The sequence below is a fragment of the Aquimarina callyspongiae genome, assembly GCF_034322225.1.
Lineage (GTDB): Bacteria > Bacteroidota > Bacteroidia > Flavobacteriales > Flavobacteriaceae > Aquimarina.
In genome coordinates, this window is sequence record NZ_JAXLPA010000003.1 from 894,936 (window position 1) to 919,995 (window position 25,060).

25 protein-coding genes are annotated in these 25,060 nt (G+C 32.9%); 12 read left to right on the forward strand and 13 right to left on the reverse strand.

Features of this window, described 5'->3' with window-relative positions; genetic code table 11:
• Positions 1-48 precede the first annotated feature (48 nt).
• The 5 genes from U0D62_RS16145 (at position 49) to nadD (ending at position 3,317) form a co-directional block, all read left to right on the forward strand.
• A complete protein-coding gene (locus tag U0D62_RS16145) occupies positions 49-600 on the forward strand; it encodes a CopD family protein (protein ID WP_322288341.1) in 552 nt (183 codons plus the stop codon).
• Positions 601-642: 42 nt separating this feature from the next.
• The gene (locus U0D62_RS16150) at positions 643-1,197 is read left to right on the forward strand and encodes a GNAT family N-acetyltransferase (RefSeq protein ID WP_322288342.1); all 555 of its coding nucleotides are present in this window, start codon (positions 643-645) and stop codon (positions 1,195-1,197) included.
• A gap of 62 nt (positions 1,198-1,259) precedes the next feature.
• Positions 1,260-2,120: a YicC/YloC family endoribonuclease gene (locus U0D62_RS16155; protein ID WP_322288343.1), complete on the forward strand. Its 861-nt coding sequence runs from the start codon at positions 1,260-1,262 to the stop codon at positions 2,118-2,120.
• 4 nt (positions 2,121-2,124) lie between these two features.
• Positions 2,125-2,697: a guanylate kinase gene (gmk, locus tag U0D62_RS16160; protein WP_322288344.1), complete on the forward strand. Its 573-nt coding sequence runs from the start codon at positions 2,125-2,127 to the stop codon at positions 2,695-2,697.
• Positions 2,698-2,735: 38 nt separating this feature from the next.
• A complete protein-coding gene (nadD, locus tag U0D62_RS16165; protein WP_322288345.1) occupies positions 2,736-3,317 on the forward strand; it encodes a nicotinate (nicotinamide) nucleotide adenylyltransferase in 582 nt (193 codons plus the stop codon).
• A 57-nt stretch (positions 3,318-3,374) separates the two neighbouring features.
• Here nadD and U0D62_RS16170 read toward each other — a convergent pair whose 3' ends face one another.
• Genes U0D62_RS16170 through U0D62_RS16180 form a run of 3 tightly spaced genes read right to left on the reverse strand, consistent with a single transcriptional unit; the run spans position 3,375 to position 6,388 of the window.
• Entirely contained in the window at positions 3,375-4,154 is a 780-nt protein-coding gene (locus tag U0D62_RS16170) for an enoyl-CoA hydratase/isomerase family protein (protein ID WP_322288346.1), read from the reverse strand.
• 27 nt (positions 4,155-4,181) lie between these two features.
• Positions 4,182-4,871 (reverse strand): hypothetical protein, encoded by a 690-nt coding sequence (locus U0D62_RS16175; RefSeq protein ID WP_322288347.1) that lies wholly within the window; start codon positions 4,869-4,871, stop codon positions 4,182-4,184.
• A gap of 44 nt (positions 4,872-4,915) precedes the next feature.
• Positions 4,916-6,388, reverse strand: coding sequence for a sensor histidine kinase (locus U0D62_RS16180; protein WP_322288348.1), 1,473 nt, complete (start codon positions 6,386-6,388; stop codon positions 4,916-4,918).
• A 175-nt stretch (positions 6,389-6,563) separates the two neighbouring features.
• On the opposite strand from U0D62_RS16180, the gene U0D62_RS16185 reads away from it, so the two are divergent.
• Positions 6,564-8,255, forward strand: a complete 1,692-nt coding sequence (locus tag U0D62_RS16185; RefSeq protein WP_322288349.1) for an ABC transporter ATP-binding protein — start codon at positions 6,564-6,566, stop codon at positions 8,253-8,255.
• Positions 8,256-8,792: 537 nt separating this feature from the next.
• Here the strand turns inward: U0D62_RS16185 and U0D62_RS16190 are convergent.
• The 8 genes from U0D62_RS16190 to trhO form a co-directional block, all read right to left on the reverse strand.
• Positions 8,793-9,449 (reverse strand): CoA transferase subunit B, encoded by a 657-nt coding sequence (locus tag U0D62_RS16190; RefSeq protein WP_322288350.1) that lies wholly within the window; start codon positions 9,447-9,449, stop codon positions 8,793-8,795.
• Between the two features lie 4 nt (positions 9,450-9,453).
• The gene (locus tag U0D62_RS16195; RefSeq protein WP_322288351.1) at positions 9,454-9,792 is read right to left on the reverse strand and encodes a hypothetical protein; all 339 of its coding nucleotides are present in this window, start codon (positions 9,790-9,792) and stop codon (positions 9,454-9,456) included.
• Positions 9,793-9,816: 24 nt separating this feature from the next.
• A complete protein-coding gene (locus U0D62_RS16200; protein WP_322288352.1) occupies positions 9,817-10,458 on the reverse strand; it encodes a peroxiredoxin in 642 nt (213 codons plus the stop codon).
• Positions 10,459-10,511: 53 nt separating this feature from the next.
• Positions 10,512-11,210 (reverse strand): CoA transferase subunit A, encoded by a 699-nt coding sequence (locus U0D62_RS16205; protein WP_322288353.1) that lies wholly within the window; start codon positions 11,208-11,210, stop codon positions 10,512-10,514.
• 99 nt (positions 11,211-11,309) lie between these two features.
• Positions 11,310-13,646, reverse strand: a complete 2,337-nt coding sequence (locus U0D62_RS16210) for a penicillin-binding protein 1A (protein ID WP_322288354.1) — start codon at positions 13,644-13,646, stop codon at positions 11,310-11,312.
• A 6-nt stretch (positions 13,647-13,652) separates the two neighbouring features.
• Positions 13,653-14,144, reverse strand: coding sequence for a gliding motility lipoprotein GldH (locus tag U0D62_RS16215; protein ID WP_322288355.1), 492 nt, complete (start codon positions 14,142-14,144; stop codon positions 13,653-13,655).
• Complete coding sequence (locus U0D62_RS16220) at positions 14,131-15,417, reverse strand: PSP1 domain-containing protein (RefSeq protein ID WP_322288356.1); 1,287 nt, start codon at positions 15,415-15,417, stop codon at positions 14,131-14,133. Before U0D62_RS16220 ends, U0D62_RS16215 begins: the two co-directional genes overlap by 14 nt.
• A 156-nt stretch (positions 15,418-15,573) precedes the next feature.
• Positions 15,574-16,605: an oxygen-dependent tRNA uridine(34) hydroxylase TrhO gene (trhO, locus tag U0D62_RS16225; RefSeq protein ID WP_322288357.1), complete on the reverse strand. Its 1,032-nt coding sequence runs from the start codon at positions 16,603-16,605 to the stop codon at positions 15,574-15,576.
• A gap of 256 nt (positions 16,606-16,861) precedes the next feature.
• Between trhO and U0D62_RS16230 the strand changes: the two genes are divergently transcribed.
• The 5 genes from U0D62_RS16230 (at position 16,862) to U0D62_RS16250 (ending at position 21,323) form a co-directional block, all read left to right on the forward strand.
• Entirely contained in the window at positions 16,862-17,098 is a 237-nt protein-coding gene (locus U0D62_RS16230; protein WP_322288358.1) for a hypothetical protein, read from the forward strand.
• Between the two features lie 477 nt (positions 17,099-17,575).
• Positions 17,576-18,583 (forward strand): recombinase RecA, encoded by a 1,008-nt coding sequence (gene recA / locus U0D62_RS16235; RefSeq protein WP_322288359.1) that lies wholly within the window; start codon positions 17,576-17,578, stop codon positions 18,581-18,583.
• Between the two features lie 145 nt (positions 18,584-18,728).
• The gene (locus U0D62_RS16240; protein ID WP_322288360.1) at positions 18,729-19,151 is read left to right on the forward strand and encodes a hypothetical protein; all 423 of its coding nucleotides are present in this window, start codon (positions 18,729-18,731) and stop codon (positions 19,149-19,151) included.
• 34 nt (positions 19,152-19,185) lie between these two features.
• Positions 19,186-19,731: an RNA polymerase sigma factor gene (locus U0D62_RS16245; RefSeq protein ID WP_322288361.1), complete on the forward strand. Its 546-nt coding sequence runs from the start codon at positions 19,186-19,188 to the stop codon at positions 19,729-19,731.
• Positions 19,732-19,733: 2 nt separating this feature from the next.
• Complete coding sequence (locus U0D62_RS16250) at positions 19,734-21,323, forward strand: hypothetical protein (RefSeq protein WP_322288362.1); 1,590 nt, start codon at positions 19,734-19,736, stop codon at positions 21,321-21,323.
• 137 nt (positions 21,324-21,460) lie between these two features.
• On the opposite strand, the gene U0D62_RS16255 is transcribed toward U0D62_RS16250, so the two are convergent.
• Positions 21,461-22,201, reverse strand: a complete 741-nt coding sequence (locus U0D62_RS16255; RefSeq protein ID WP_322288363.1) for a lysophospholipid acyltransferase family protein — start codon at positions 22,199-22,201, stop codon at positions 21,461-21,463.
• 124 nt (positions 22,202-22,325) lie between these two features.
• On the opposite strand from U0D62_RS16255, the gene trpS reads away from it, so the two are divergent.
• A complete protein-coding gene (gene trpS, locus U0D62_RS16260) occupies positions 22,326-23,294 on the forward strand; it encodes a tryptophan--tRNA ligase (protein ID WP_322288364.1) in 969 nt (322 codons plus the stop codon).
• Between the two features lie 490 nt (positions 23,295-23,784).
• Here trpS and U0D62_RS16265 read toward each other — a convergent pair whose 3' ends face one another.
• A complete protein-coding gene (locus tag U0D62_RS16265) occupies positions 23,785-24,444 on the reverse strand; it encodes a hypothetical protein (RefSeq protein WP_322288365.1) in 660 nt (219 codons plus the stop codon).
• Positions 24,445-25,060: the final 616 nt, after the last annotated feature.

Below are 25,060 nucleotides of genomic sequence, written 5' to 3' on the forward strand. Positions count from 1 at the left end.
CTTACTTTTGAAACTAAACTTTATTGTTTGTTATCTTAAAAACAAAGAATGCTAGAATACTACCCTTACATAAAATCTCTACACCTCATTTTTGTAATCACATGGTTTGCAGGGCTTTTTTATATTCCAAGATTATTTATTTATCAGATTGAGGCTTTTCAAAAACCTTCTCCTGAAAAAGAAATATTAGGAAAACAACTTAAGCTAATGGCTAAGCGGTTATGGTTTATAATAACGTGGCCATCGGCTATATTAGCAACTTTATTTGCGGTTTGGCTTTTAATTTTAATGCCTGGCTGGTTACAACAACCTTGGATGCACGTAAAATTAGGATTTGTTGTATTACTTATTATATATCATTTAAAATGCCATCATATCTACAAACAATTACAAAAAGATGTTGTAAAATGGTCTTCTAACCAAATGCGGATCTGGAATGAAGGTTCAACCATTATTTTGTTCTCTGTAATTTTTTTGGTTGTTGTTCGAGACGCGGTAAACTGGATATTTGGTGTAATTGGTATTCTCTCACTCTCTATAGCATTAATGCTAGGAATTAGACTCTACAAAAGAATCAGAGATAAAAATCCCGAAGCTTAATTTTTAAAAAATCGCTTATAATTTCATTTTAACTACTCGATATTGGATTTTATTTCAAAAACATATCAAACCAAGTCTAATAAACCAATTACGGTAAGAGAAGCCATTCCTGAAGATGCAACGCAATTATTAAAACTAAAACATCAATATCTAAAGGATACCAATACGATACCCTTGTTTGATTATGAGTATTCTAATACAATTAAAGAGGAGTGTGAATTGATTAAAAACTATCATAAACAACAGAATAGTATTTTATTAGTAGCAGAGTATAAAGGAATTATTGTAGGAAACATTGATCTCACCGGAAGTTGGAGAAAAAAAATGCAACATACTGCGGTAATAGGAATGGGGATTCATACACAATGGCAAAATCAAGGTTTAGGAACACTTTTAATTCAGAATGTGATGGATTGGTCCAAAACGAATGACTTACTCAAGACTATCTGGTTAGAAGTTTACGAAACAAACAATGCAGGAAGAACACTATACAAAAAATCTGGATTCAAAGAAGTAGGAAGAATCAAGAACTTCTTTCATGAAAAGCAAAAATACATCGATAAGATTATCATGTCTATAGAAGTTTCTGAAAACTAAAATCATATTTACTTCGTACTTCCAACTTTTCCTTATCTTCGTGCAACTTTTAGCATAATTATATGATCAAATCTATGACAGGTTTTGGGAAGTCGATTCTTCAACTTCCTACAAAAAAAATTACTATTGAAGTAAAATCACTTAATAGTAAAAATCTAGATCTTAACGCTCGAATTCCATCGCAGTACAGAGAAAAAGAATTACAAATGCGTAATACCATTGCCAAAACTCTTGTAAGAGGAAAGGTAGATTTTGGTCTATATGTAGAAATTACTGCAGAAGAAACTTCTACAAAAATCAATGAAGCAGTAGTAAAAGATTATATAAAACAGTTAGAGGCAATTCACAATTCTGGAGAAACTATAGAACTGATCAAAATGGCTGTTCGCATGCCTGATGCTTTAAAAACTGTACGTGAAGAGATTAATGAAAAAGAGTTTACCGCTATTGAGAACTCTCTAAAAGATGCATTAAAGGCTATAGAAGAATATAGGGTTGACGAAGGAAAAGCACTTGAAAAGGACTTTAACCTTAGAAAAACAAATATAGGTCAGCTACTTGATCAGGTAATTGAAATGGATCCTGAGCGTATGGATGCTGTTAGAGAACGATTACATAAAGCCGTTTCTGATCTAAAAGAAGAAGTAGATCAAAATCGTTTTGAACAAGAACTAATCTATTATCTTGAAAAATTTGATATAACTGAAGAGAAAGTTCGTCTTGCCAATCATTTAGAATATTTTACTACTACCTTAAATTCTTCTCAATCCAATGGAAAAAAACTTGGATTTATTACTCAAGAAATAGGTCGTGAGATCAACACTATTGGTAGTAAATCTAATTATGCACCTATGCAACAGCTGGTAGTGCAAATGAAAGATGAACTTGAGAAAATTAAAGAACAACTGCTAAACGTATTATAGTGTAATGAAGGAAGGTAAGCTTATCGTACTTTCGGCACCATCAGGTAGTGGAAAAACTACTTTGGTAAAATATTTACTTCATCAGGAAGAATTGAACTTAGGGTTTTCTATATCTGCAGCCTCTCGAGAACCAAGAGGTGGTGAGATTCACGGAAAAGATTACTATTTTTTATCTCTACGCGAGTTTAAAGATAAAATTAAAGCAGATGAATTTCTTGAATGGGAAGAAGTATATCGTGATAACTTTTACGGTACTTTAAAAACGGAAGTTCAACGACTTTGGGATAATGGTAAACATGTAATTTTTGATATCGATGTTGTAGGTGGTTTAGATATTAAAAGAATATACCCCGATCGAACATTGGCTGTTTTTGTAAAACCGCCTAGTATAGAAGAACTAAAAATTCGTTTAAAAAAGCGTAAGACAGAGTCTGAAGACAAGATCAATATGAGAGTAGCCAAAGCTTCTACAGAAATGGCTACTGCACCTCAGTTTGATGCTATTGTAACCAATGATGATCTGGAAAAAGCTAAAAGCGAGGTGTATCAATTGGTTAAAAAGTTTATTTTTAAGTAATCTGATCGCAGTTGAACAGGTACGAAAACTACGTTTTCATGAAAAAAATAGGATTATACTTTGGCACTTTTAATCCAATTCATATTGGCCATTTAACTATTGCAAATCATATGGCAGAGTTCTCTGATCTGGATGAAATCTGGATGGTAGTAACTCCTCATAACCCTTTTAAAAAGAAAACCTCTCTTCTTGATAATCACCATCGGTATGAGATGGTATATCGAGCTACAGAAGGATACCCAAAACTTAAACCAAGTGATATTGAGTTTAAGTTACCGCAACCAAATTACACCGTATATACATTAGCTCATTTGCAAGAAAAGTATCCTGATTATATGTTTAATCTAATTATGGGTGAAGACAATCTTAACAGCTTTCATAAGTGGAAAAACTATGAAGTGATTCTAGAGAATCATCATATCTATGTGTATCCCAGAATTGCTGAAGGAAAAGTAGAAAACCAATTTAAAGAACATCCTAAGATCCATAGAGTCAATGCTCCAATAATGGAAATTTCTTCTACTTTTATAAGAAAATCAATTGCAGAAAATAAAAACATCAAGCCTTTATTACCTATAGAAGCCTGGGAGTATATTGATAAAATGAATTTTTATCGCTAATCAAAAGTAATTTTCAAACCTTGAAGATTTTGAAAACCTTCAAGGCTTTTTTTCTTATTACTTACCAGGAAAGTCAGCTTTGCGTTTTTCTAAAAACGCAGTAGTTCCTTCTTTAAAATCTTCGGTTCCAAAACAATTACCAAATTCTTCAATTTCAACATTAAATCCATTTACTCCATCTTCATGAACAGCATTTATTGCTCGTATAGCTGAGCTTATAGCTACAGAGGAGTTACGCTTTATTTTACTTGCCAATTTTTCTGCCAATGGTAATAGCTCTTCTTGGGTAGTTACATAATTAACTAAACCGTATTGTTGTGCCTGATTAGCATCAATCATACCTGCTGTCATAATCATTTCCATGGCTCTACCTTTTCCCACAAGATGAGTTAAACGTTGCGTGCCACCATATCCAGGAATCACTCCTAATGAAACTTCTGGCAACCCCATTTTGGCATTATCACTAGCAACTCTAAAGTGTGCTGCCATAGCCAATTCTAATCCTCCTCCTAATGCAAATCCATTTACAGCTGCAATCACAGGTGTTGATAGGTTTGCAACAAAATCAAACAATACTTTTTGTCCGTTTGCCGCTAGTTCTCTTCCTTGATTTACTGTAAAATCTGCAAACTCACTTATATCTGCTCCTGCTACAAAGGCTTTTTCTCCACTACCCGTTATTAGAATAACTTTGGTATCTGCATCTAGATCTGCCACTCTAAAAGCTGCATGTAATTCTTGAATAGTTTCAGTATTAAGCGCATTTAACTTTGAAGGACGATTTATGGTTATTGTAGTAATCCCATTGTTTTGAGACGTGATAATGTTTGTATACATGAGTTAATCTTATTTGTTTTAATCTTCTTATTCTAATTCTTGTTCTATGTGATGTTTCAATAGTTTCATCTTTTCTTCAACCAATTTATATTTTTTCAATCTATAGTTTCTATTTGTCTCCAGACGCCATAAATAACTTAAAATTTCATTTTTTTGATTCAAAGATATTTCAATAGGTTGCTTAATCTCAACCAATTTTCCTTTTGTATCAAAAACCATGTATTTTTTAAGAATGTCATTTACAGGTTTAAAATAGTTAGAAAAAGATTTCATTTCATCTACATTATTCTCAATTATAGTAATGATCTTATAATAATAATCATACAATGTTATAATCTCAATTCTTAATGCATCTTTTTCGACCGTTTTAAGACCACTTGCTTTTAGAGATTCATATCCTGATAAATTCACAATAGGTGCATAATCTCTAAATAGAGTTATATATGCTATATCTATCGAGTCTTGGTTAACTTTTTTATTATTAATCAAGTCTCTAAATAATTGATTAGATTCTAAACTCTTGAGATGACCATAAGTATTACCATTAAAATCTTTAAGATCTAATTCGATACCATTTTTTATTTCTTTAAGAATTTTCTCTTCAGAAAGTCTATCAGCTCTGTTTTCATTACATTTATTAAGAGTAAATGCAGATAGCACAGCAATAAATATCGATAGAAATTCAAATGCGTATTTTCTCCATTTAACTTTTTTCACAAATAACAGGTATTAGAATAAAAATGAACTAAAACCAGAACTTATTAAGGAGTATATTCCTTTGGAAACTTAACCTTAAAGACTGTTCCTTTTCCTTCTTTGGAAGTAAAGGTAATACTTCCTTGATAGGTTTCCACAATATTTTTTACCATTCCTAACCCTAATCCCATTCCACTAGTTTTGGTTGTAAACTTAGGTTCAAAAACTTTCTTTTTATTTTCTTCATCGATCCCGACTCCATTATCGGCAACTGTAATTACAACTTCTCCATTTTCAGAAAATACATCAACTAAAATTTTAGGAACACGATCTTCTGGAATAGCTTGTATACCATTCTTTACCAAATTCGTAACCACTCGTATCAATTGAGTACGATCAAATTTAGCAATTACCTCATCTCTAACGACCGGAAAAATAATATAGTCTTCATTAAAGATATCCAATGCCAGCCTAACAATTTTTACTACATCCAGGGTTTCGCTCTTTTGTGCTGGCATCTGAGCAAAATTTGAAAATGCAGAAGCTATCGAACTCATGGTATCTATTTGCTGTATCAGAGTATCACTATACTCTTGTACTTTTTGGTTAACATTAGGATCATTAGGATCAAATTTTCGATGAAAACTTTGAACCGTAAGTCGCATCGGTGTTAATGGATTTTTGATCTCGTGCGCAACTTGTTTCGCCATTTCACGCCAAGCAGCTTCACGCTCACTCTTAGCCAACATAGCTGCACTTTCTTCTAGCTCATCTATCATACTGTTGTATGCATTGACCAAAGAATATATCTCTTCGCTAGCATCACCAATTTCAATTCGTTTATTTCTTTTGTCCAGACGAGTTTGATCAATAGTTTCCGAGATCGTTTTCAAAGATCTTGTAATATATTTTGATAAAAAGTACGCTAGTGCGATAGCAATCAATAACATTAAAACATAGATTTCACCCAGGCGTTGTAAGAACTCTCGAAGCTCACGTGTGATCAAATCATCATCTTGAACATAGGTAAGCTTTAGTATAGCAATAGATTTTGAATTACTATCATTTATATAGGTATATGAAGATTGGTATTCTATATCATCTTTCTGAAATTTAACCAAATGTCTCCTATCAAAATTTGTTCTTAACTCATTAAGAACATTTGTATCTATTTGAAAATCCGCAGTATCATTAGCAAACGTACCTTTGGATTTAATAAGTAACTCTCCCTCTAGATTATAAATATCAATCGGCAACTTGTGTATTGCCGACAATTCATAAATATTAATACGATTACGCTCATTAAAAATAAACGGCACCTTCTCAGTAATAACTTGAAAAGTGGTATTTCTAAGTACTAAATCTATGTTCTCTCTAATTGCACTTTCTTTTCGCTCTAATCGTTCTCTGTGATAATCCTGAGCTTCTTCTCTATATTGATAAATTGTAACAGCCGCAATAAGAATTGATGCTATTAAAACCAGAAAGGTCATAGAAATAAAAATTCGTGTACGAAGAGAGAGTTTTAACAACTTCATATATAGAAAGGGTTAGTTATTTCTTATGAAACAGAAATAATGGATCCGGCCAAACAGGTAGATTTGTTTATATTACTTTTTGGTAGGTAAAGATAACAAATATCACACCAAAATACTTTTGAAAAGAAATACCAAAGAATATAGAATTCCCTAAATTTACCTATCACTTATATTTATGGAAAATACTGTTTTACTTTCTGTACAAAATCTTGATGTAAGTTTTCCTAGTTCAGGAAATGAGAATCGGGTTTTACACGATATTACTTTTGATATTCATACCGATGAAATCCTGGGAGTTGTAGGTGAATCAGGAAGTGGTAAATCTGTAACTTCATTAGCTATTTTAGGGTTGTTACCAAAAAAAACAGCTAAGATTCCAAGAGGTAATATCTTCTACAAGAATGTTTCATTGTTAGAATTAAAGGAAAAAGAGTTTAGAAAAATTAGAGGAAATGAAATAGCTATGATTTTTCAGGAACCCATGAGTTCTCTGAATCCTTCTATGAGATGTGGTAAGCAGGTTATAGAAATATTGCTTCAACATACTAATTTATCCAAAACTGAAGCTAAAGCAGAAGTAATTACTTTATTTCAAAAAGTTAAATTACCCGATCCTGATCGAGCTTTTCGGTCCTATCCGCATCAACTCAGTGGTGGCCAGAAACAACGTATTATGATTGCCATGGCTGTTGCCTGTAAACCTAAGTTATTGATCGCCGATGAGCCAACTACTGCACTTGATGTAACTGTACAACGAGATATTATAGGTTTACTCAAAGAATTACAGAAGGCTTATAATATGAGTATTTTGTTTATTTCTCACGACCTTTCTTTGATATCAGAAATTGCCGACAATGTTTTGGTCATGTATCAGGGAAAAATAGTAGAAAGTGGTTCTGCTAATGAAATATTTCATCATCCTAAACAAGATTATACCCGAGCACTAATCAGTTCAAGACCCTCTCTGGATACCAGGTTAAAAAAACTACCCACGATTGCAGATTTTCTTGACAATACTAACTATCAGAATGAAATAATTACCAAAACGCAAAGAGAGCAGCATCATAAGGAACTTTATGATCAACCTCCATTATTAGAAGTTGTCGATGTAAAAAAGAGTTATCTTTCAAAAGTTGGTTTGTTTGGCAAATCAGAATTTCTGGCCGTTGACAACGTTAGCTTTAAACTTTATGAAGGAGAGACATTAGGTTTGGTAGGAGAATCCGGATGTGGTAAATCTACCTTAGGAAATACTATTTTACAGCTTGATAAAGCTAATTCTGGACAAATCTTATATAAAGGCGAGGATATTACCAAACTCAATTCTGCTCAAATAAGAAAACTTAGAAAAGAGATTCAATTAATATTTCAGGATCCTTTTGCATCGCTTAATCCAAGGTTACCTATTGGAAAAGCAATCATGGAACCTATGCAGGCACATCAATTATATAATAATGATGCTGAAAGAAAGGAAAAAACAATTAATCTATTAGAACGTGTAGGATTAACAGCTGTTCACTTTGATAGGTATCCGCACGAATTTAGTGGAGGGCAAAGGCAACGAGTAGGTATTGCACGAACAATTGCACTACAACCTAAACTTATCATATGTGATGAATCTGTTAGCGCACTCGATATATCTGTACAAGCTCGTGTTTTAAATTTACTTAATGAATTAAAAGAAAACTTTGGTTTCACCTATATTTTTATTTCTCACGATCTTGCTGTAGTAAAGTATATGTCAGATCAATTATTAGTGATGAACAAGGGTCAAATTGAAGAACACGGAGATGCTGATGAGATCTATGAAAACCCAAAAAAGAAATATACCCAAAAACTTATTGATGCCATTCCTAAAGGGATATAAAAAAACCTGTTAAGCTTGTTTTATAAGTTTAACAGGTCTAATTCATCGCGATTCGGGGAAACTGCGATTGATTAACAACAAAAAATCACATCAACAAAAATACTTTTTTCGCCAGGTACATGCAGTTAGAAATTAATTCGACAGTAGGTTTTACTGATTTCTGCAGGCGATTTATACGTTTCTTCATAATAGGGCAAATGTGTGGTTAATTTAAAAATTTATTTGTTTAAAAAATAAAACACCACTAACGGGGGTTATTTTTTCAGGGATCACTAATATGCAAAATATTTTACACATTAAGGTTAAAGTACGGATAAAATCGATAAAATACACATAATTTTAACATTTTGATAAGATATAACCGGTTTTACTGCTTAAAGCATTACTTTAAGGCCATAAAAAAACCGTTGATGTTGAAGGAAAAATACTACAAAATCAATGATTTTACAATCTATTTACTAAGAACGTATTTTTTTAAAATTTATTATTCGTAGAGATTAGGCAGATAATCGTAGTTACATTTTTAGAATTTGCCTATTAATCTAAAATCATTTCGGGGATATTTCCCTCAATAATAAGTTTACCTTCTGTGGCGTTTTGGATATCTTCTACACTAACTCCAGGAGCTCTTTCCAAAAGTTTAAATCCATTACTGGTAATTTCAAGTACTGCCATATTAGTAACCACTTTTTTCACGCAGTTCACTCCTGTTAATGGAAGTGAACATTCTTTCAAAAGTTTAGATTGCCCGGCACGGTTTGTATGCATCATTGCCACTATTATGTTTTCGGCACTAGCAACCAAATCCATAGCTCCTCCCATTCCTTTTACCATTTTACCTGGGATTTTCCAATTGGCAATATCTCCATTTTCTGCCACTTCCATTGCACCAAGAATAGTTAGATCCACATGTTGCCCTCTAATCATTCCAAAACTCGTAGCAGAATCAAAAAATGATGCACCAGGCATTGTTGTAATAGTTTGTTTACCTGCATTGATAATATCAGCATCTTCATCTCCCTCAAAAGGAAATGGCCCCATGCCTAAAACTCCATTTTCGCTTTGAAACTCAACTTCTATTCCTTCTGGTATATAATTAGCAACCAAAGTGGGGATACCAATCCCCAGGTTTACAAAATATCCATCCTTAAGTTCTTTAGCTATTCTTCTTGCTATTCCGTTTTTGTCTAGCATAATTTTATCTTCTTCTTATCTTATATGAATTAAAATCGTTGGTTGCTCTACTCTCATAGATCCAAACAAAAATTGGTATCGTTCCTGTTATCGTTCCAATTGCTCCGTAAAAGCTCCAAAGAAATATTGTAATCACTGCACTTATTGCTAATGCTATCAATATTTTTCTATTATCTACTACAGCATCAATTCTATTGATATGTTTTATATCATCTTTACCACAATGATCACAATTGATATTCACCTCATCTCCCACTTTCATTTGCAAATCTCCTCTAGTAGTGGTTACTGGGGTAAAGTTATTTTGTTTTTTACAACCTGCGCATGTATATTCTAACCTCATCCAACTCCATTTTTAACCTCTAACTTAATTTAAATTAGGCTGTGGTGTCATTCTTAGATAAGGTTTCACTTCCTTATGCCCTTTTGGGAATAACTCTGGAATCTCCTCATTAGTAACCGAAGGTACAATTACACAATCTTCTCCATGATTCCAGTTTGCAGGTGTTGCTACTTTATGATAAGCCGTTAACTGTAATGAATCAATAACTCTTAGTAACTCATCAAAATTTCTACCTGTTGAAGCTGGATATGTAATAGTTAATTTGATTTTTTTATCAGGTCCTATTACAAAAACAGAACGCACTGTAAGCTGACTATCCGCATTAGGATGTATCATATCATATAATTCTGATACTTTTCTGTCTTCATCCGCAATGATTGGAAAATTGACTGTAGTGCTTTGCGTTTCATTAATATCTTTAATCCATCCGTGATGTGATTCTACTCCATCGACACTTAATGCTGCTACTTTTACATTACGTTTATTAAAAGCATCTGCATATTTGGCAACGGTACCTAGCTCTGTAGTACAAACAGGTGTATAGTCTGCCGGATGAGAAAATAAAATACCCCAATGATCTCCTAACCAATTGTGAAAATTAATTTCTCCTTCTGTAGTTTGTGCGTTGAAATTTGGTGCTTCATCACCTAATCGTAATACTGCCATGATTTGTGTGTTATATTAATTTGTAACAAAGTATTATTAACCTTGTTGATTTGTTATTTTTTACGAACTGTTCTTTGTTCAATTCTTTTTTCGTATTGTTCTCCCTGAAAAATTCTTTGTACAAAAATTCCGGGAACATGAATGTGATCTGGATTTAAACTTCCTGCTGGTACTAATTCTTCAACTTCTGCCACAGTAATTTTTGCAGCTCCACACATACACGGATTAAAGTTTCTTGCTGTTCCTTTAAAAATTAAATTTCCTGCCTCATCACCTTTCCAGGCTTTTACAAAAGCAAAATCAGCTTCAAAAGCCTTTTCTAAAATATACATCTTACCATTAAATTCTCTGCTTTCTTTTCCTTCTGCTACCTCTGTACCATAACCGGCAGGTGTATAAAACGCAGGAAAACCACCTTGAGCTGCACGACACCTCTCTGCAAGTGTTCCTTGCGGAATTAATTCTACGTCTAGCTCACCGCTTAGCATCTGCCGTTCGAATTCATCGTTTTCTCCCACATAAGAAGAAACCATTTTTTTGATTTGTCTCTTTTGAAGTAAAAGCCCTAATCCAAAGTCATCGACTCCAGCATTATTAGAAATACAGGTAAGACCTTTATTATTAAGCCTAACCAGTTCTGCAATAGCATTCTCAGGAATACCACATAGCCCAAAACCGCCAAGCATTAAAGTCATATTATCATCGACTCCCTGCAAAGCTTCGGTAACTCCGCTTACCGTTTTACGAATCATAGTGTTGTAATTTTAGCAGCCTAAAAGTACTAAAAAAACAGAACTATATCGTTTGAACACTACTAAGTTTTACAAATATTTAAGGAAAGATGTTCTGCATTAAAACCCAAATTCATCTTCTGGATTTTCATCCTTTATAATCGCTTCTTTAAATTTCTTACAATCGACTTCGATCGTAAGTCCTTCAGGTTTTTCAAATGCCTCTTTTGACACTTTTAAAGTTTTATCTGCATAGCACTTTTTCATATATAAACCCCATATAGGTAATGCCATAGCTGCTCCTTGTCCAAAAGTAGTAGTCGAGAAGTGGACGGATCGTTCTTCTCCACCTACCCATACACCTGTACATAGATTTGGAACAATCCCCATAAACCAACCATCACTCTGGTTTTGTGTAGTTCCTGTTTTACCTGCAATCGGATTATCAAATAGATAAGGATGGCCCGTCACTACATTCTTTATATCATATCTATTAGATGGGCCTGTACGCAAACGCACTCCTGATCCTGATTGCGTAACTCCCTCCATTAGATTAATGGTTACATATGCTGCTTCTTTACTTATCACATCGCGAGTTTCTGGAACGAATTGATATAATACCGTACCATTTTTATCTTGGATACTAGTAATCATTACAGGTTTTGTATAGATACCTTTATTAGCAAATGTACTATATGCTCCTACCATTTCTGACAGCTTTAAATCTACAGATCCTAATGATATCGATGCTACTTCAACAATATCTGAAGTAACACCTGCTCTTTTTGCCAAACGTACAATAGGTTCTGGTCCTATTCTATCCATTAATCTGGCAGAAATAGTATTTACCGATTGCGCAAGAGCACTTTTAAGACTCATATATCCTTCATACTTACCATCACTGTTTTTAGGTGTCCAATCTTCTGTAACACCATGAGTCCCGGCAGCAATCGTGATCTGAGATCTTGGAATGGTATCACAAGGAGAAAGTTTTAACTGATCAATTGCTGTTGCGTATACAAACGGCTTAAATGTTGATCCCACTTGACGGGTACCTTGATACACCTGATCATATTGAAAGTGCTTAATATCTACACCACCTACCCAAGCTTTTACCTGTCCTGTTTGTGGCTCCATAGACATCATTCCTGATCTTAAGAATCTTTTATAATACAGAATAGAATCTCTGGGAGTCATTATAGTATCTATAGTTCCTTTCCAGGAAAATATTTTCATTTCTGTTTTTTCATTAAAAGACGCAAGTATCTCTTTTTCACTTTTACCCTCCTTCAACATTGCCTTTCTTCTGGCTGAAGTTCTGATACTTCTTTTAATGATACCTTCTACTTGTTGTTTGGTAAGATCTCTAAAAGGAGATGTTTTATTTTTTAGTTCTTGTTTATCAAATTCTTTTTGAAGGTTAGCCATATGTTCTTGCACAGCTTCTTCAGCATATCTCTGCATACGAGAATCAATGGTTACATTGATCTTAAGGCCATCTCTGTAAATATCATAATACTCGGTATTACCTTCTTCATTTTCTCCTTTAGGGTTGTTTTTTACCCAATTTTGCATCCAACTTCTTACAAATTCTCTAAAATAAGTAGCTATTCCATCAGAATGTCCTTCTGGCGAAAAATCTAACACCATTGGTAATTGTTGCAAACTATCTCTTTGCTTACTATTTATATACCCATATTTTTCCATTTGACTAAAAACCACATTTCTGCGATTCAGAGATTTTTTCTTAGAAATCTCTCTATGTGGATTAAACTGCCTTGGGTTTTTAAGCATCGCTACTAAAACGGCAGCTTCTTCTATTTTTAGATCATTTACACTTTTGTTAAAATAAATTCTGGAAGCAGAACTAACACCTGTTGCCTGAAAGAGAAAGCCTTGCTTATTAAGATACATAGCAATGATCTCGTCCTTAGTATATTGTCTTTCTAATCTAACAGAAATTACCCATTCTTTAATTTTTTGAGTATACTTTTGCCAACCTTTTGCTCGTTCTCCATGAAAAAGAAGTTTTGCTAACTGTTGTGTAATTGTACTTGCTCCTCCTTTTTTTCCTAAAAACACAAAAGCACGTAATGTTCCTCTGGCATCTATCCCAGAATGATCATAATAACGAGCATCCTCTGTTGCTACTAATGCATCTACCAGATGTTGCGGTAAATCTTCATAATTGACCGGAGTTCTATTTTCTTTAAAAAAAGTTCCTATTTGCACCCCATCTGAAGAAATGATTTGAGTAGCAAGATCATTTTGTGGATTCTCTAGTTCTTCAAAAGTTGGCATTTCGCCAAAAGCTCCCCAGCTTGCCAGCAAAAACAATAAGATTAATAAAAGTGCTCCCGTTGCAAAGGTGATCCAAAACCACTTAATGTATTTTAACACACTTATTTGAGCCGGTTTTGATGTTTTTTTTCTCGATTTGGGTGTTGCTTTTGCCATGTGTTTTTAAGGTTTTTTAGCATATTCTATTCTAAAACCAACGTCTGTAATGCCTTCTAATGAGTTTATACCTTCTACTTCTCCATTTTTGCGCATTGCGTGCTGCAAAATTATATTATATTCTCCTTCTTCGGTAAAACTCACATTTTCTTTATACCACAATTTGTTTTCCTTCAAGTCTGTAAATCCGGTTCCTAACCAAGTGCCATCTGGCATAGCCATTTCATATTCAAGCGTATCCGTTATTACTTTTCCATTAGGAAATCTCATTTCACTTATCAAAAATAAGTTACTATATCTATATGAATTATCGTTTCGAATATTAATAAATAAGTTATAGGCATGTGTGGAGTCCAGTTTAGGTAGATTAAACTGTACTTTCTCCCCTTTTTCCCATGAATCTGATACTGTTTGATAATTATCAAATACCTGATGATCATCACAGGAAATCAAACTCATAAGTCCATAAAATATCAAAATAATCCTAAGCTTTGTCATTATTATTTCTCTGCTGAGGTCTTCTTTTTTTATTACGTTGATTTTTTGACCTATTTGATTTTTTGTTTTCAGTATTCCCTTCTTTTGACTTGTTAGGTGCTGCATTCTGCTTTACAGGTGCGTTCCCTTTTCCTGAATTTCTTTTTTTATTACGATTTTTTCGTCTTCTTCTATTCGTCTTGGGCTTATCAAACCTTGTTAGACTATCTTGTCCTACAACGTTCTCAAAATCAGTTTTAGTATCTTCTATTAAATCTGAAGCGAATTCCTCCAAACTTGCTATCTTTTCTTTATTATTATTGGCAGCAATAATTTCATTTGCATCTTCTGCTGTAATTTTATGCCAATGCATCCATTCTCCTTCATAAGCATACCACAATAACCCTTTAAAAATATCTATTTTTTGACAAACTGCTGTTCCTTTTTCAGTATGCAATTTGGTTTCTGTTTTCGGGAATTCGTGCAAAGCATCAATATATGCGTCTAATTCATAATTAAGACAACATTTTAGCTTTCCACATTGACCAGCTAATTTTTGAGGATTTAATGATAACTGCTGATATCTAGCTGCACTGGTATTAACTGACCTAAAATCTGTAAGCCACGTAGAACAGCATAATTCGCGTCCGCAAGATCCAATACCTCCCAGTCTTGCAGCTTCTTGACGAAATCCTACCTGACGCATTTCAATTCTGGTACTAAATTCGTGAGCAAACTCTTTGATCAACTGTCTAAAATCTACACGCTCTTCTGCCGTATAATAAAAAGTAGCTTTAGAACCATCTCCCTGAAATTCGATATCAGAAATTTTCATTTCCAGTTTAAGCCTGATTGCAATTTCGCGAGCACGAACTTTCATACTCTCCTCACGATCACGTGCTTTTTGCCAAATATCTATATCTTTTTGTGAAGCTTTTCGGTATACCTTTTTGATTTCCTCGTCATCAACTTCTATCTTCTTCTTTTTCATCTGAATCCTCACCAGTTCACCTGTAAGTGTTACTATACCCACATCATGTCCAGGAGAAGCTTCTGTAGCAACGATATCACCAATACTTAAAGAAAGATTTTCTGTGTTTTTAAAGAAAGATTTTCTACCATTTTTGAACCGTACTTCGATACAATGAAAAGGTGTAATCCCGCTAGGTAGCGACATATTGGATAGCCAATCAAAAACCGTTAACTTATTACAACCATCTGTACCACAAGTACCATTATTCTTACATCCCTTTGGTTGTCCGTCTTTACCGGAAGAACAACTACTGCACCCCATATTTTCCTGCTATATTGAAATTTGTCTGCAATCTTAAAAAAGATTACAACAAATACGGTTCTTACTTAAGTCAGAATTTTCTTATATCTGACATCTTAATTGATAAAGATACTATGAAAAAACGTATCTACCATAGTATCCAAAGTTATTTTAGTGCTACTGCTTGTATTTAAGCACTTCTGAGCGTCCTTTTTTAAATATTTTATTGCTGTTTCCTTGACCTTTTCTCAATGCCTTTTGTTCTTCATAAGGTAGTCTGTTTATTTCCATACATTCTGTTGAACAGCAATTTTCTAGTTCTGCTGCACAATTAGGGCATTGAATAAACAAAAGATGACAAGCTTCATTTGCACAATTTACATGAGTATCACAAGTTGCACCACATTGATGACAATTTGCAATCACATCATCAGATATACGCTCTGCTCTTCTATGGTCAAAGACAAAATTCTTTCCTAAAAACTTATTTTCTAAACCTTTTTCTTCAACCTGTCGTGCATATTCAATAATCCCTCCTTCTAATTGAAAAACGTTTTTAAAACCTTTATGTTTATAATACGCACTAGCTTTCTCACAACGTATCCCACCAGTACAATACATTACCAGTTTCTTATCTTCTTTGTGATCTTTAAGATCTTCCTCTATAATATCTAACGAATCTCTAAAAGTATCTACATCTGGTGTAACAGCACCTTTAAAATGCCCGATTTCACTTTCATAATGATTACGCATATCTACCAATACTGTATTCGGATCTTCTATTAATTCATTAAAAGCATTGGCATCCACATGAACTCCTTTATTAGTTACATCAAATGTATTGTCATCTAATCCATCAGCAACAATCTTATGACGAATCTTCACTTTTAGTTTTAAGAAAGATTTCAAGTCTTGTTCTCTGGCAATATTAAGCCGTACATTTTCTAAAAAGGAAATACTATCAAGATGTTCTTTAAAAACTAAAAAATTAGGCGCTGGTACTGAAAGTTGTCCATTAATTCCTTCGTTAGCAATATAAATTCTACCAAGAACATCTAGTTCATTCCATTTGATAAAAAGGTGATTTCTGAAGATTTCGACATTGCCGATATGTGCATATTGATAGAAAGATAGCGTAAGTCGGTTTGTTCCGGCTTCATCAATAAGTGCTGCTCTTTCCTTTGCACTTAATTTATTGTACAGTTGCATGCTATACTAATGTTTTAAGTTAAAAGAAATAATTTATTTCGGGCAAAAGTACAAATAGTATATAAAATAAACTAACCCTTTATTGAAGATAAAAATCATCTAAAAAGTATATTTAGCAGTTTTAGTTTCAATTATAACAATTTGCAAATCAAATAATTACACTCAATCCCGTGTGTTTTTGTCATTTTTTTGAAAAAACTGGGTAACAAAATCTTCTTTTTTATAACAGTTCGATTATTAATTAAAAAGTATAGTTATGTTAAAAAAAATCGAGAATTTAAAAGGAGTGAAACAACTTCAAAAAACAGAATTAAAAAATCTTAAGGGAGGAAAATTAGAAATAGGATCCGAGAGAAGTGCTTGGGTGTTTTGTTGTAAGGATGATAGGCATTGGCTTATAGGCACTGTGTCAGAACACGATTATCAAGGAGTAAGGGCACTAGGAGATAAATGTGAAGCTCTGGGAGGATGGGCAACTGTAGACGTATTTTAATAATACTCAGAAACCTATTTCATAAAAAAATGCCTTGACATATTACCAAGGCATTTTTTGAGCTAATTCGTTAATCTAATTAATTTAATTACAACTAATTATAATAACGAAGCTAGCCACCTTCTACTATACAATTACTAATCTTAGTAACTGTACAACCATCAAGGTTATGTCTTATGACTCTTTTAAGAAATTTCATCTAACATTCCTTCTTTCTAAATTTTTGTTCAAGTTTGCTTTCTTACTAGATGCACTTCAAAATAAAAGGTTGCGTAAATTTTTAGAAAAAAATAACATTTTTCTTTTTTGACTTGTTAGAACACTTAAAACTCTTATCATTTTAATAGCATTTTTTCTCTTTGTATACGTTAGTTTTTTGTTGATAACGATTTTAAAATCTACAAGGTAACTACGAAAAGAAATAGTACTTTAGCTGACATTTACTAATTGTCTCGAAAGGGTATATTTGAATAACAAATGAGTACGGAAAAAGAAGCAAAACTAAAAGCACTAAAACTTACACTAGATAAACTTGATAAAGCTTACGGTAAAGGTACTGTAATGAAAATGGGCGATAGTGCCGTTCAGGAAGTAGATGTGATCTCGACCGGATCTCTAGGTCTTGATCTTGCATTAGGTGTAGGTGGTTATCCAAGAGGAAGAGTGGTAGAAATTTATGGACCAGAATCTTCGGGTAAAACAACTCTTACTCTTCATGCAATTGCACAAGCGCAAAAAGCTGGTGGTATCGCAGCGTTTATTGATGCAGAACATGCTTTTGATCGTTTTTATGCAGAAAAATTAGGTGTAGAGATTGATAATTTAATTATTTCTCAACCTGATCATGGAGAACAGGCACTAGAAATAGCAGATAATTTAATCAGATCTGGAGCAATTGATATTATCGTAATTGACTCTGTTGCTGCTTTGACTCCTAAAAGTGAGATCGAAGGAGAAATGGGAGATTCTAAAATGGGACTTCACGCTAGGTTAATGTCTCAGGCACTTAGAAAACTCACCAGTTCAATTAGCAAAACAAATTGTACAGTAATATTTATCAACCAGTTACGTGAAAAGATTGGGGTAATGTTTGGAAATCCTGAAACAACTACTGGTGGTAATGCCTTAAAATTCTATGCTTCTGTACGTTTGGATATACGCCGTTCTGCTCAAATCAAAAATAGCAATAGCGAAGTAATGGGAAATAAAACCCGCGTTAAAGTTGTGAAGAATAAGGTAGCTCCTCCTTTTAGAACTGCAGAGTTCGATATTATGTATGGTGAAGGTGTATCTAAAACCGGTGAAATCATTGATATCGGTGTTGATTATGAAATTGTCAAAAAGAGTGGATCCTGGTTTAGTTATCAAGATACCAAACTTGGTCAGGGACGAGATTCAGTAAAAACATTGCTTAATGATAATCCTGAATTAATGGAAGAATTAGAAGAGAAAATTAAAGAAGCTATAAAGATTATAAAAGAATAAAACACTTCTCTTTAGTAGAACATATACTAATCCTGATCTCAATATCTACAGAGATCAGGATTTTTTTATACCTTAAACGCAACCATACACTACACATGACATCTAGTTAATAGATTAGGTATGTATATACCCCAAAATTAGTGATATGAAAGAGATAAAAATTTTCCTAATCATTGCAATAACCTTTTGTTTTACAGGTTGTTCACTTGATGATGATGAGAGAACTAGTTTTTTTTATGAATTAGTTCCAATTGAAGCGGTTAATATTCCAGACGAATTTGAAAGAGGACGAACTTATCAAATAACTACTTCTTATTTCAGACCTTCTACTTGTCATTCTTTTAGTGGATTTGATTATGATAGGTTAAGTAATGAGCGCACAGTATCTGTAGTAAATGTTGTATTTGAAGATCGTCCGTGTGACAATCTGGATCAAACTGATACTATCGATGTTTCCTTTGACTTTTTTGTAGGAAACGAAGATTCTTATGTATTCAGGTTCTGGCAAGGAAGAAATGATCAAGGAGAAAATCAGTTTTTGACTATAGAAGTTCCCGTAGTACAGTAGTAATTGAAATCATTAATTAAAATAAAGGCTATTCGTGAGTTTAGATCAACTCATAAAAAAATGTAAAAAACAAGATGCCAAAGCGCAAGAGCAATTGTACAGGCTATATGGCAGTAAACTGTTTTCAATCTGTCTTAAGTACTCTAACAATTACTCGAGTGCTGAAGATACATTGCAAGATGCTTTTATAACAATTTTTGATAAAATAGAACAATATAAAGGTCAAGGTTCTTTTGAGGGTTGGATAAAACGAATAACAATAAATACCGCACTTCAGAAATATCGAAAACAAAAGGTATTTGAGATCATTAATGAAGAGCAAATAGAAGAAGCTGAAGTAGAAATAGACGATGAACAAATCTCATTGGATTATTTATTAGAAATCATTCAGCAATTACCAGATCGATATCGATTGGTATTTAATCTTTATGTATTAGACGGTTATTCACATAAAGAAATTGCAGAGATGTTAGATATTTCTACCGGAACTTCTAAATCTAATCTGGCACGAGCCAGGTACATTTTAAAAGAAAAAATAGAAACCAACCAAGAACCTTATATTCAATCAATTGAAGGATGAAGATGAGTGATAAAAAAAACATAGACAGATTATTTCAGGAGAAGTTCAAAGATTTTGAAGTTACTCCAGATGACGCTGTTTGGGAAAAAATCAAAGCCCGTCAGAATAAAAATCGTAGACGCGGAATCTTAATACCATTTTGGTATCGAGTTGCGGGAGTTGCAGCATTAGTTGCTATTCTATTTACTGTAGGATACAATGTTTCTTTTGATGATGCTAACCCTACTGAAGAAAAAATAGTAACCAATACTAAGGATACCGATAGTCCAGAAGATGCTGTTACATCAAAGGAGGAACAAAATAATACAACTACTCAAGATGTTGTAATTTCTCCTGATGAGAATAAAAAGCTTAAAGATTCTGATCCTTCAACAGAACAGTTTACAAATTCTTCCAGAACTACAAATTCAAAAGATGCTATTGTATCTAATACTATAAAAGAAAAACTTCCTGTAAATAATAAAAATGTTAATCCGCCTATTTTTTCTGAAGATAAAGTAAATACTAAAAACAGTAATGCTTTGGCCACTAACAAGTCTTCTAACGACAAAAATGCTATTACAAAAAACAATAGTCCAGAAAACTCTGATGTTTTGAAAGAAGATTTAATAGAGAAAAATGCTATTGCAGAAAATCAAAAGCAATCACCTAAGCAAAAAGAAGAAAATCCATTGTTTGTAAACCCAGATAATAAAAATGATAACATTGCTAAAACTGGTATTGCGATAAACGATAAAAATTCTGAAACAATACCTGGTAAAGAATCAGAAACTCAAAATCAAGAAGAAAAGACTGTAGAAGAAAACTCAAAAATATCCATTTTTGACGCTATTAATAAAGATGAAGAAGAAGCTCTTGCTGAGAATTCTGAACCATCAAAAAAATGGAATGTTTCACCCAATATTGCTCCTGTATATTACGATTCTTTTGGAAATGGATCTTCTATAGATGGACAGTTTTCTGACAATGGTAAAACTGGTCAGGTAAATCTTAGTTATGGAGTGCAAATATCTTATAATGTCAACAAAAAATTAAGCATTCGCTCCGGAGTGCACAAAGTAGATCTTGGTTATAATACCGAAGGTGTTGGATTTGCTCCATCAGTAGTTGCTCAAAATCTTGAGAATATCAATTACAATGCAAATTCTACTTCCATTTTTGTTTCAGATTTCAGAAATACTCCACCTTCATTAGCTCCGGATGTTAATAACGATGCGTTACAAAATCAAAATGAAGGATTATTAAATCAACGTATTGGATATCTAGAGGTTCCTTTGGAAATGAAATACAATTTGGTCGATAAAAAAATAGGAATAAATATGATTGGTGGAGTAAGTACCTTATTCCTTCAAGATAATGAAATATCTATTGAAGCAGGTGATTTTAAAACTCCTATTGGGCAAGCAAACAATCTTAATAATATAAGTTTTAGTGGAAATATAGGACTCGGTTTTGATTATGAAATAACTAAAGAATTTCAGATAAATCTTGAGCCCATTTTTAAATATCAATTTAATGCATTTGATGAAAGTGCAAATAGTTTCAGACCTTATTACTTTGGCGTTTATACAGGGGTAAGCTTTAAGTTTTAATGGTTAAAATAAATGTGTTTTAGGTTCATTTAGTTGGTTAGATGAATTGTTGCTTGAAAAAGCAATGATGAACAAAGCCATTCCTGGGGAGGAATGGCTTTGATTTTTTATATAAGTTTCGTAAAAAAAACAATACTTTAAAGAGTATCGGTTTTCAATTTTTCCAAAATCGTATTCCGAGTTTTTTCGTTTAATGGTTTTTTATCTTCCTGCGTCATTCCTTCTGTAGAAATTTCCTTAAGAACAAGCGCTCTCATAACTCCAGGGCTTCCACTAAAAAATGTATATGAAAATCGTTTTTTATTATCAAAAAACACTAAAGGTAGTATTGGGATGTGGTGATCTATCGCTAGCCGAAAAGCTCCATCTTTAAAATTATCCAAAATAATAGATTGATCTTCTGGCACACCTCCTTCAGGAAAGATACAGATACTTGCTCCAGCATTCAACCTTGCTTGTGCCCGATCAAAAACTTCTTTTCTACTACGTTGATTATTGCGATCTACCAATATGCAGGTGCGTTTATAGAAAAATCCAAAAATCGGAATTTTAGCCAATTCTTTTTTACCTACAAAGACAAAAGGATTTTTTACACAATATAACATCAACATAATATCTGTCATAGAAGTGTGGTTTGCAACAAACATATAACTCTTATGAGGATCTACCTGAGCCTCTTTAGTAACTCTGGGGATAAAACCAGATCCATACAACACTATTTTGGCCCAAAACCGAGCCACTACAAAAAACTTAGAATACCACTCTTCTCTAGAAGTAAAGATTAATAATATTGGAAACATAATAATGATAGGAACTCCCATCATAATATAAAACCAAATGCGCCACAGCAGAATAAGTATTTTCTTTAAAATTGACATCTCCCCAAAAATACATAATTGCTTTGAGGTATGTGAACAAAAAAATTACCTTTGCGTGAAGCAAATAATTTTGTATCAAAAACGCATTATTATTAATTATAATTAGTACCACTAAAAAGTAACTATGTCCAGAATTCTTACAGGAGTACAAAGTACAGGAACTCCTCACTTAGGAAACTTATTAGGAGCCATTATACCGGCAATCAAAATGGCAAATCAACCTGAAAATGATTCCTTTTTATTTATTGCTGATATGCATTCGCTTACACAAATAAAAGATGCAAGTATTTTACGAGAGAATACCTATTCTACAGCAGCTACCTGGTTAGCTTTTGGACTGGATATAGAAAAAACTGTCTTTTATCGACAAAGTGATATTCCACAGGTTACAGAATTATCCTGGTACTTAAGTTGTTTCTTCCCATATCAGAGACTTACATTAGCTCATTCATTTAAAGATAAAGCTGATCGGCTTGAAGATGTTAACGCAGGATTATTTACCTATCCTATGCTTATGGCTGCAGATATCTTGTTATATGATGCAGATATAGTTCCTGTAGGTAAAGATCAACTACAACATCTTGAAATGACAAGAGATGTAGCTTCTAGAATGCATAATCAAGTAGGTGAAATGTTTGTACTACCAGAAGCACAGGTACAAAAAGATACTATGTATGTTCCAGGAACTGATGGTAGCAAGATGAGTAAATCAAAAGGCAATATCATCAATTTGTTTTTACCTGATAAAAAATTACGTAAACAGATTATGTCTATTGAAACAGACAGTACTCCTCTTGAGGAGCCTAAAAACCCTGATACTTGCAATGTATTTGCTTTATACAAATTGATTGCGTCTCCAGAACAACTTGCAGAAATGCGTAAAAATTATCTAGGTGGTAATTATGGTTATGGGCATGCAAAACAAGCTTTGTATGAATTGCTTATTGATACATATGCCACTCCAAGAGAACGCTATAATTATTATATGCAAAATCTTAATGAAGTTGATGAAGCACTAGCTATAGGAGCCAAAAAAGCTACTGAAGTCGCAAATAAAGTTTTAGCCAGAGTACGTGAAAAAGTTGGATATTAATTATCCTATTTTTAGATACATACAATTTTGAAGAAAACAATCATTACATAAATATATTGTATGGATGATGTCTTTAAAATCATATATGATTTTCTAAAATTTTTAGAAAAACTAACAGGTTTATCTTATGAAGAAATTAATATCATAATCTGGTTTATTCTAATACCTTTTACTTGGGTAATTTTATTAGATAAAATTTCTAAAAAACATTATTTTAAGATTGGTTTTACGATAATAATTCTTATTTCTTTAATAACTATAAAAAGTTTTAAGAGTTTTTCAATGTTGCTTTTTGATAAATCCGTTAGATTTCTTAATCTTTTTAACAGCGTAGGAAGTACTTATAAAACTACTTCAGTTATTATTTGTGTATTTATTCCTGTGATGATATATTTTGTACTCATTAAAAAAGCATATTTCAAAAATAATATAACAAAATAAAGATCAGCCTATCTATTCGCTTAGATAGGCTGATTCTTTTTAAGATCCCCTAGTGGCGAAATCCTTCTTCAACCGATAGAATTACATTGTAAGTTTTATTTTTTCTATTAAAAATCACAGGATACTCGCCTGCTTTTACAACATTACCTTGTAGTCCAAGTGCTTTACTCGTTTCTGCATCAAAAGTTGCGCTTTCTTTAAGAGTATACGTCAATATTGGTGTAGGGTGTGGATAAGGAGTAGGGTTTGCACCTACGGTCATTAACTCATTTTGAGAGTAATATTGTAAACCCATTACTTGCTTATTTAAAGCAAAAGGTACTGCTCCTCTTTTTGGGTCAATATCTAGTTCTAATTTATCTCTAAAAGATCTAAACTCTTCTGGACGTATTTTCTCATAAATAATCCACGGATCCAGAAAATCTATCCAACAAGGTATTAAAGCACAAGGATCAATATAAATATCCGGAATACAGAATACGTGTATATCGCATATCCCGTGAAATTGCGAATAACAAGTGCTTCCCAATTTCAAGCCCTTTTCAATATAATAAAAGCAATTTCTCCCACTTGCTTTTGAGGCTGTTTCTAGGTTACTTTCATTTTCAATCAACTCCACATCAGTTGATTCTTCTTTAATTGTTTCTTTTTCGCAAGCCGCGAAAGAAATTAGCACAATCGCTACAATTAATACTGATAATTTTTTCATAATTAAAACGGTTTTAAGATTAGTATTTTAAAAACAAAACAAGACCATAGGCAACTATTTCTAGTTGTGGTCTTGTGAAGTTCTTTACCGTTTAGTGTCAATATTATGGCGATGGTAAACAGAAAAAATCAGGAAAATTAAAAGAAAATCTTAAAAAAATGTTAATAAAATAGCTGTTTTATGAAAAGTAATTTCTATATTCGCCTCTCCTAAGGAGCTTCACACAGCATTCACACGGCACATCTTTATTTAATCTTACTCTTCTATTAAGAACAATGTTAATAGATCAAATATGTCCTGAAAAGGCTAATGATCATACATCAGTTATTGAATAATACTTACTGGTGCAAAATTATTTTTGCACTCCATTTTGTAATTATATCGAAGTATGGTACGAATTGTCTGAGAAGGAAGACCTAAGATTCGAACCAGTTGGGGGACATAACAGACATATAATTACCAAATCTCCTCTTCTTTACGAAGAGGAGATTTTTTATTATTATATCGATAATTCTGATCGTTTCTGCTAAATATGTTGCTCTGGAGTCTTAAAATAAAATAAAGTTGTCTCCAAAATACTATAGCTTTTTGTATTTTTCATCCGTACAGATATGAA

Excerpts from the sequence above, each read along its gene's own strand:
- U0D62_RS16145 (WP_322288341.1), top strand. The coding sequence starts at position 49 with ATGCTAGAATACTACCCTTACATAAAATCTCTACACCTCATTTTTGTA.
- U0D62_RS16155 (WP_322288343.1), top strand. The coding sequence starts at position 1,260 with ATGATCAAATCTATGACAGGTTTTGGGAAGTCGATTCTTCAACTTCCT.
- gmk (WP_322288344.1), top strand. The coding sequence starts at position 2,125 with ATGAAGGAAGGTAAGCTTATCGTACTTTCGGCACCATCAGGTAGTGGA.
- nadD (WP_322288345.1), top strand. The coding sequence starts at position 2,736 with ATGAAAAAAATAGGATTATACTTTGGCACTTTTAATCCAATTCATATT.
- U0D62_RS16170 (WP_322288346.1), bottom strand. The coding sequence starts at position 4,154 with ATGTATACAAACATTATCACGTCTCAAAACAATGGGATTACTACAATA.
- U0D62_RS16180 (WP_322288348.1), bottom strand. The coding sequence starts at position 6,388 with ATGAAGTTGTTAAAACTCTCTCTTCGTACACGAATTTTTATTTCTATG.
- U0D62_RS16185 (WP_322288349.1), top strand. The coding sequence starts at position 6,564 with ATGGAAAATACTGTTTTACTTTCTGTACAAAATCTTGATGTAAGTTTT.
- U0D62_RS16190 (WP_322288350.1), bottom strand. The coding sequence starts at position 9,449 with ATGCTAGACAAAAACGGAATAGCAAGAAGAATAGCTAAAGAACTTAAG.
- U0D62_RS16195 (WP_322288351.1), bottom strand. The coding sequence starts at position 9,792 with ATGAGGTTAGAATATACATGCGCAGGTTGTAAAAAACAAAATAACTTT.
- U0D62_RS16200 (WP_322288352.1), bottom strand. The coding sequence starts at position 10,458 with ATGGCAGTATTACGATTAGGTGATGAAGCACCAAATTTCAACGCACAA.
- U0D62_RS16205 (WP_322288353.1), bottom strand. The coding sequence starts at position 11,210 with ATGATTCGTAAAACGGTAAGCGGAGTTACCGAAGCTTTGCAGGGAGTC.
- U0D62_RS16210 (WP_322288354.1), bottom strand. The coding sequence starts at position 13,646 with ATGGCAAAAGCAACACCCAAATCGAGAAAAAAAACATCAAAACCGGCT.
- U0D62_RS16215 (WP_322288355.1), bottom strand. The coding sequence starts at position 14,144 with ATGACAAAGCTTAGGATTATTTTGATATTTTATGGACTTATGAGTTTG.
- U0D62_RS16220 (WP_322288356.1), bottom strand. The coding sequence starts at position 15,417 with ATGGGGTGCAGTAGTTGTTCTTCCGGTAAAGACGGACAACCAAAGGGA.
- trhO (WP_322288357.1), bottom strand. The coding sequence starts at position 16,605 with ATGCAACTGTACAATAAATTAAGTGCAAAGGAAAGAGCAGCACTTATT.
- U0D62_RS16230 (WP_322288358.1), top strand. The coding sequence starts at position 16,862 with ATGTTAAAAAAAATCGAGAATTTAAAAGGAGTGAAACAACTTCAAAAA.
- recA (WP_322288359.1), top strand. The coding sequence starts at position 17,576 with ATGAGTACGGAAAAAGAAGCAAAACTAAAAGCACTAAAACTTACACTA.
- U0D62_RS16240 (WP_322288360.1), top strand. The coding sequence starts at position 18,729 with ATGAAAGAGATAAAAATTTTCCTAATCATTGCAATAACCTTTTGTTTT.
- U0D62_RS16250 (WP_322288362.1), top strand. The coding sequence starts at position 19,734 with ATGAGTGATAAAAAAAACATAGACAGATTATTTCAGGAGAAGTTCAAA.
- U0D62_RS16255 (WP_322288363.1), bottom strand. The coding sequence starts at position 22,201 with ATGTCAATTTTAAAGAAAATACTTATTCTGCTGTGGCGCATTTGGTTT.
- trpS (WP_322288364.1), top strand. The coding sequence starts at position 22,326 with ATGTCCAGAATTCTTACAGGAGTACAAAGTACAGGAACTCCTCACTTA.
- U0D62_RS16265 (WP_322288365.1), bottom strand. The coding sequence starts at position 24,444 with ATGAAAAAATTATCAGTATTAATTGTAGCGATTGTGCTAATTTCTTTC.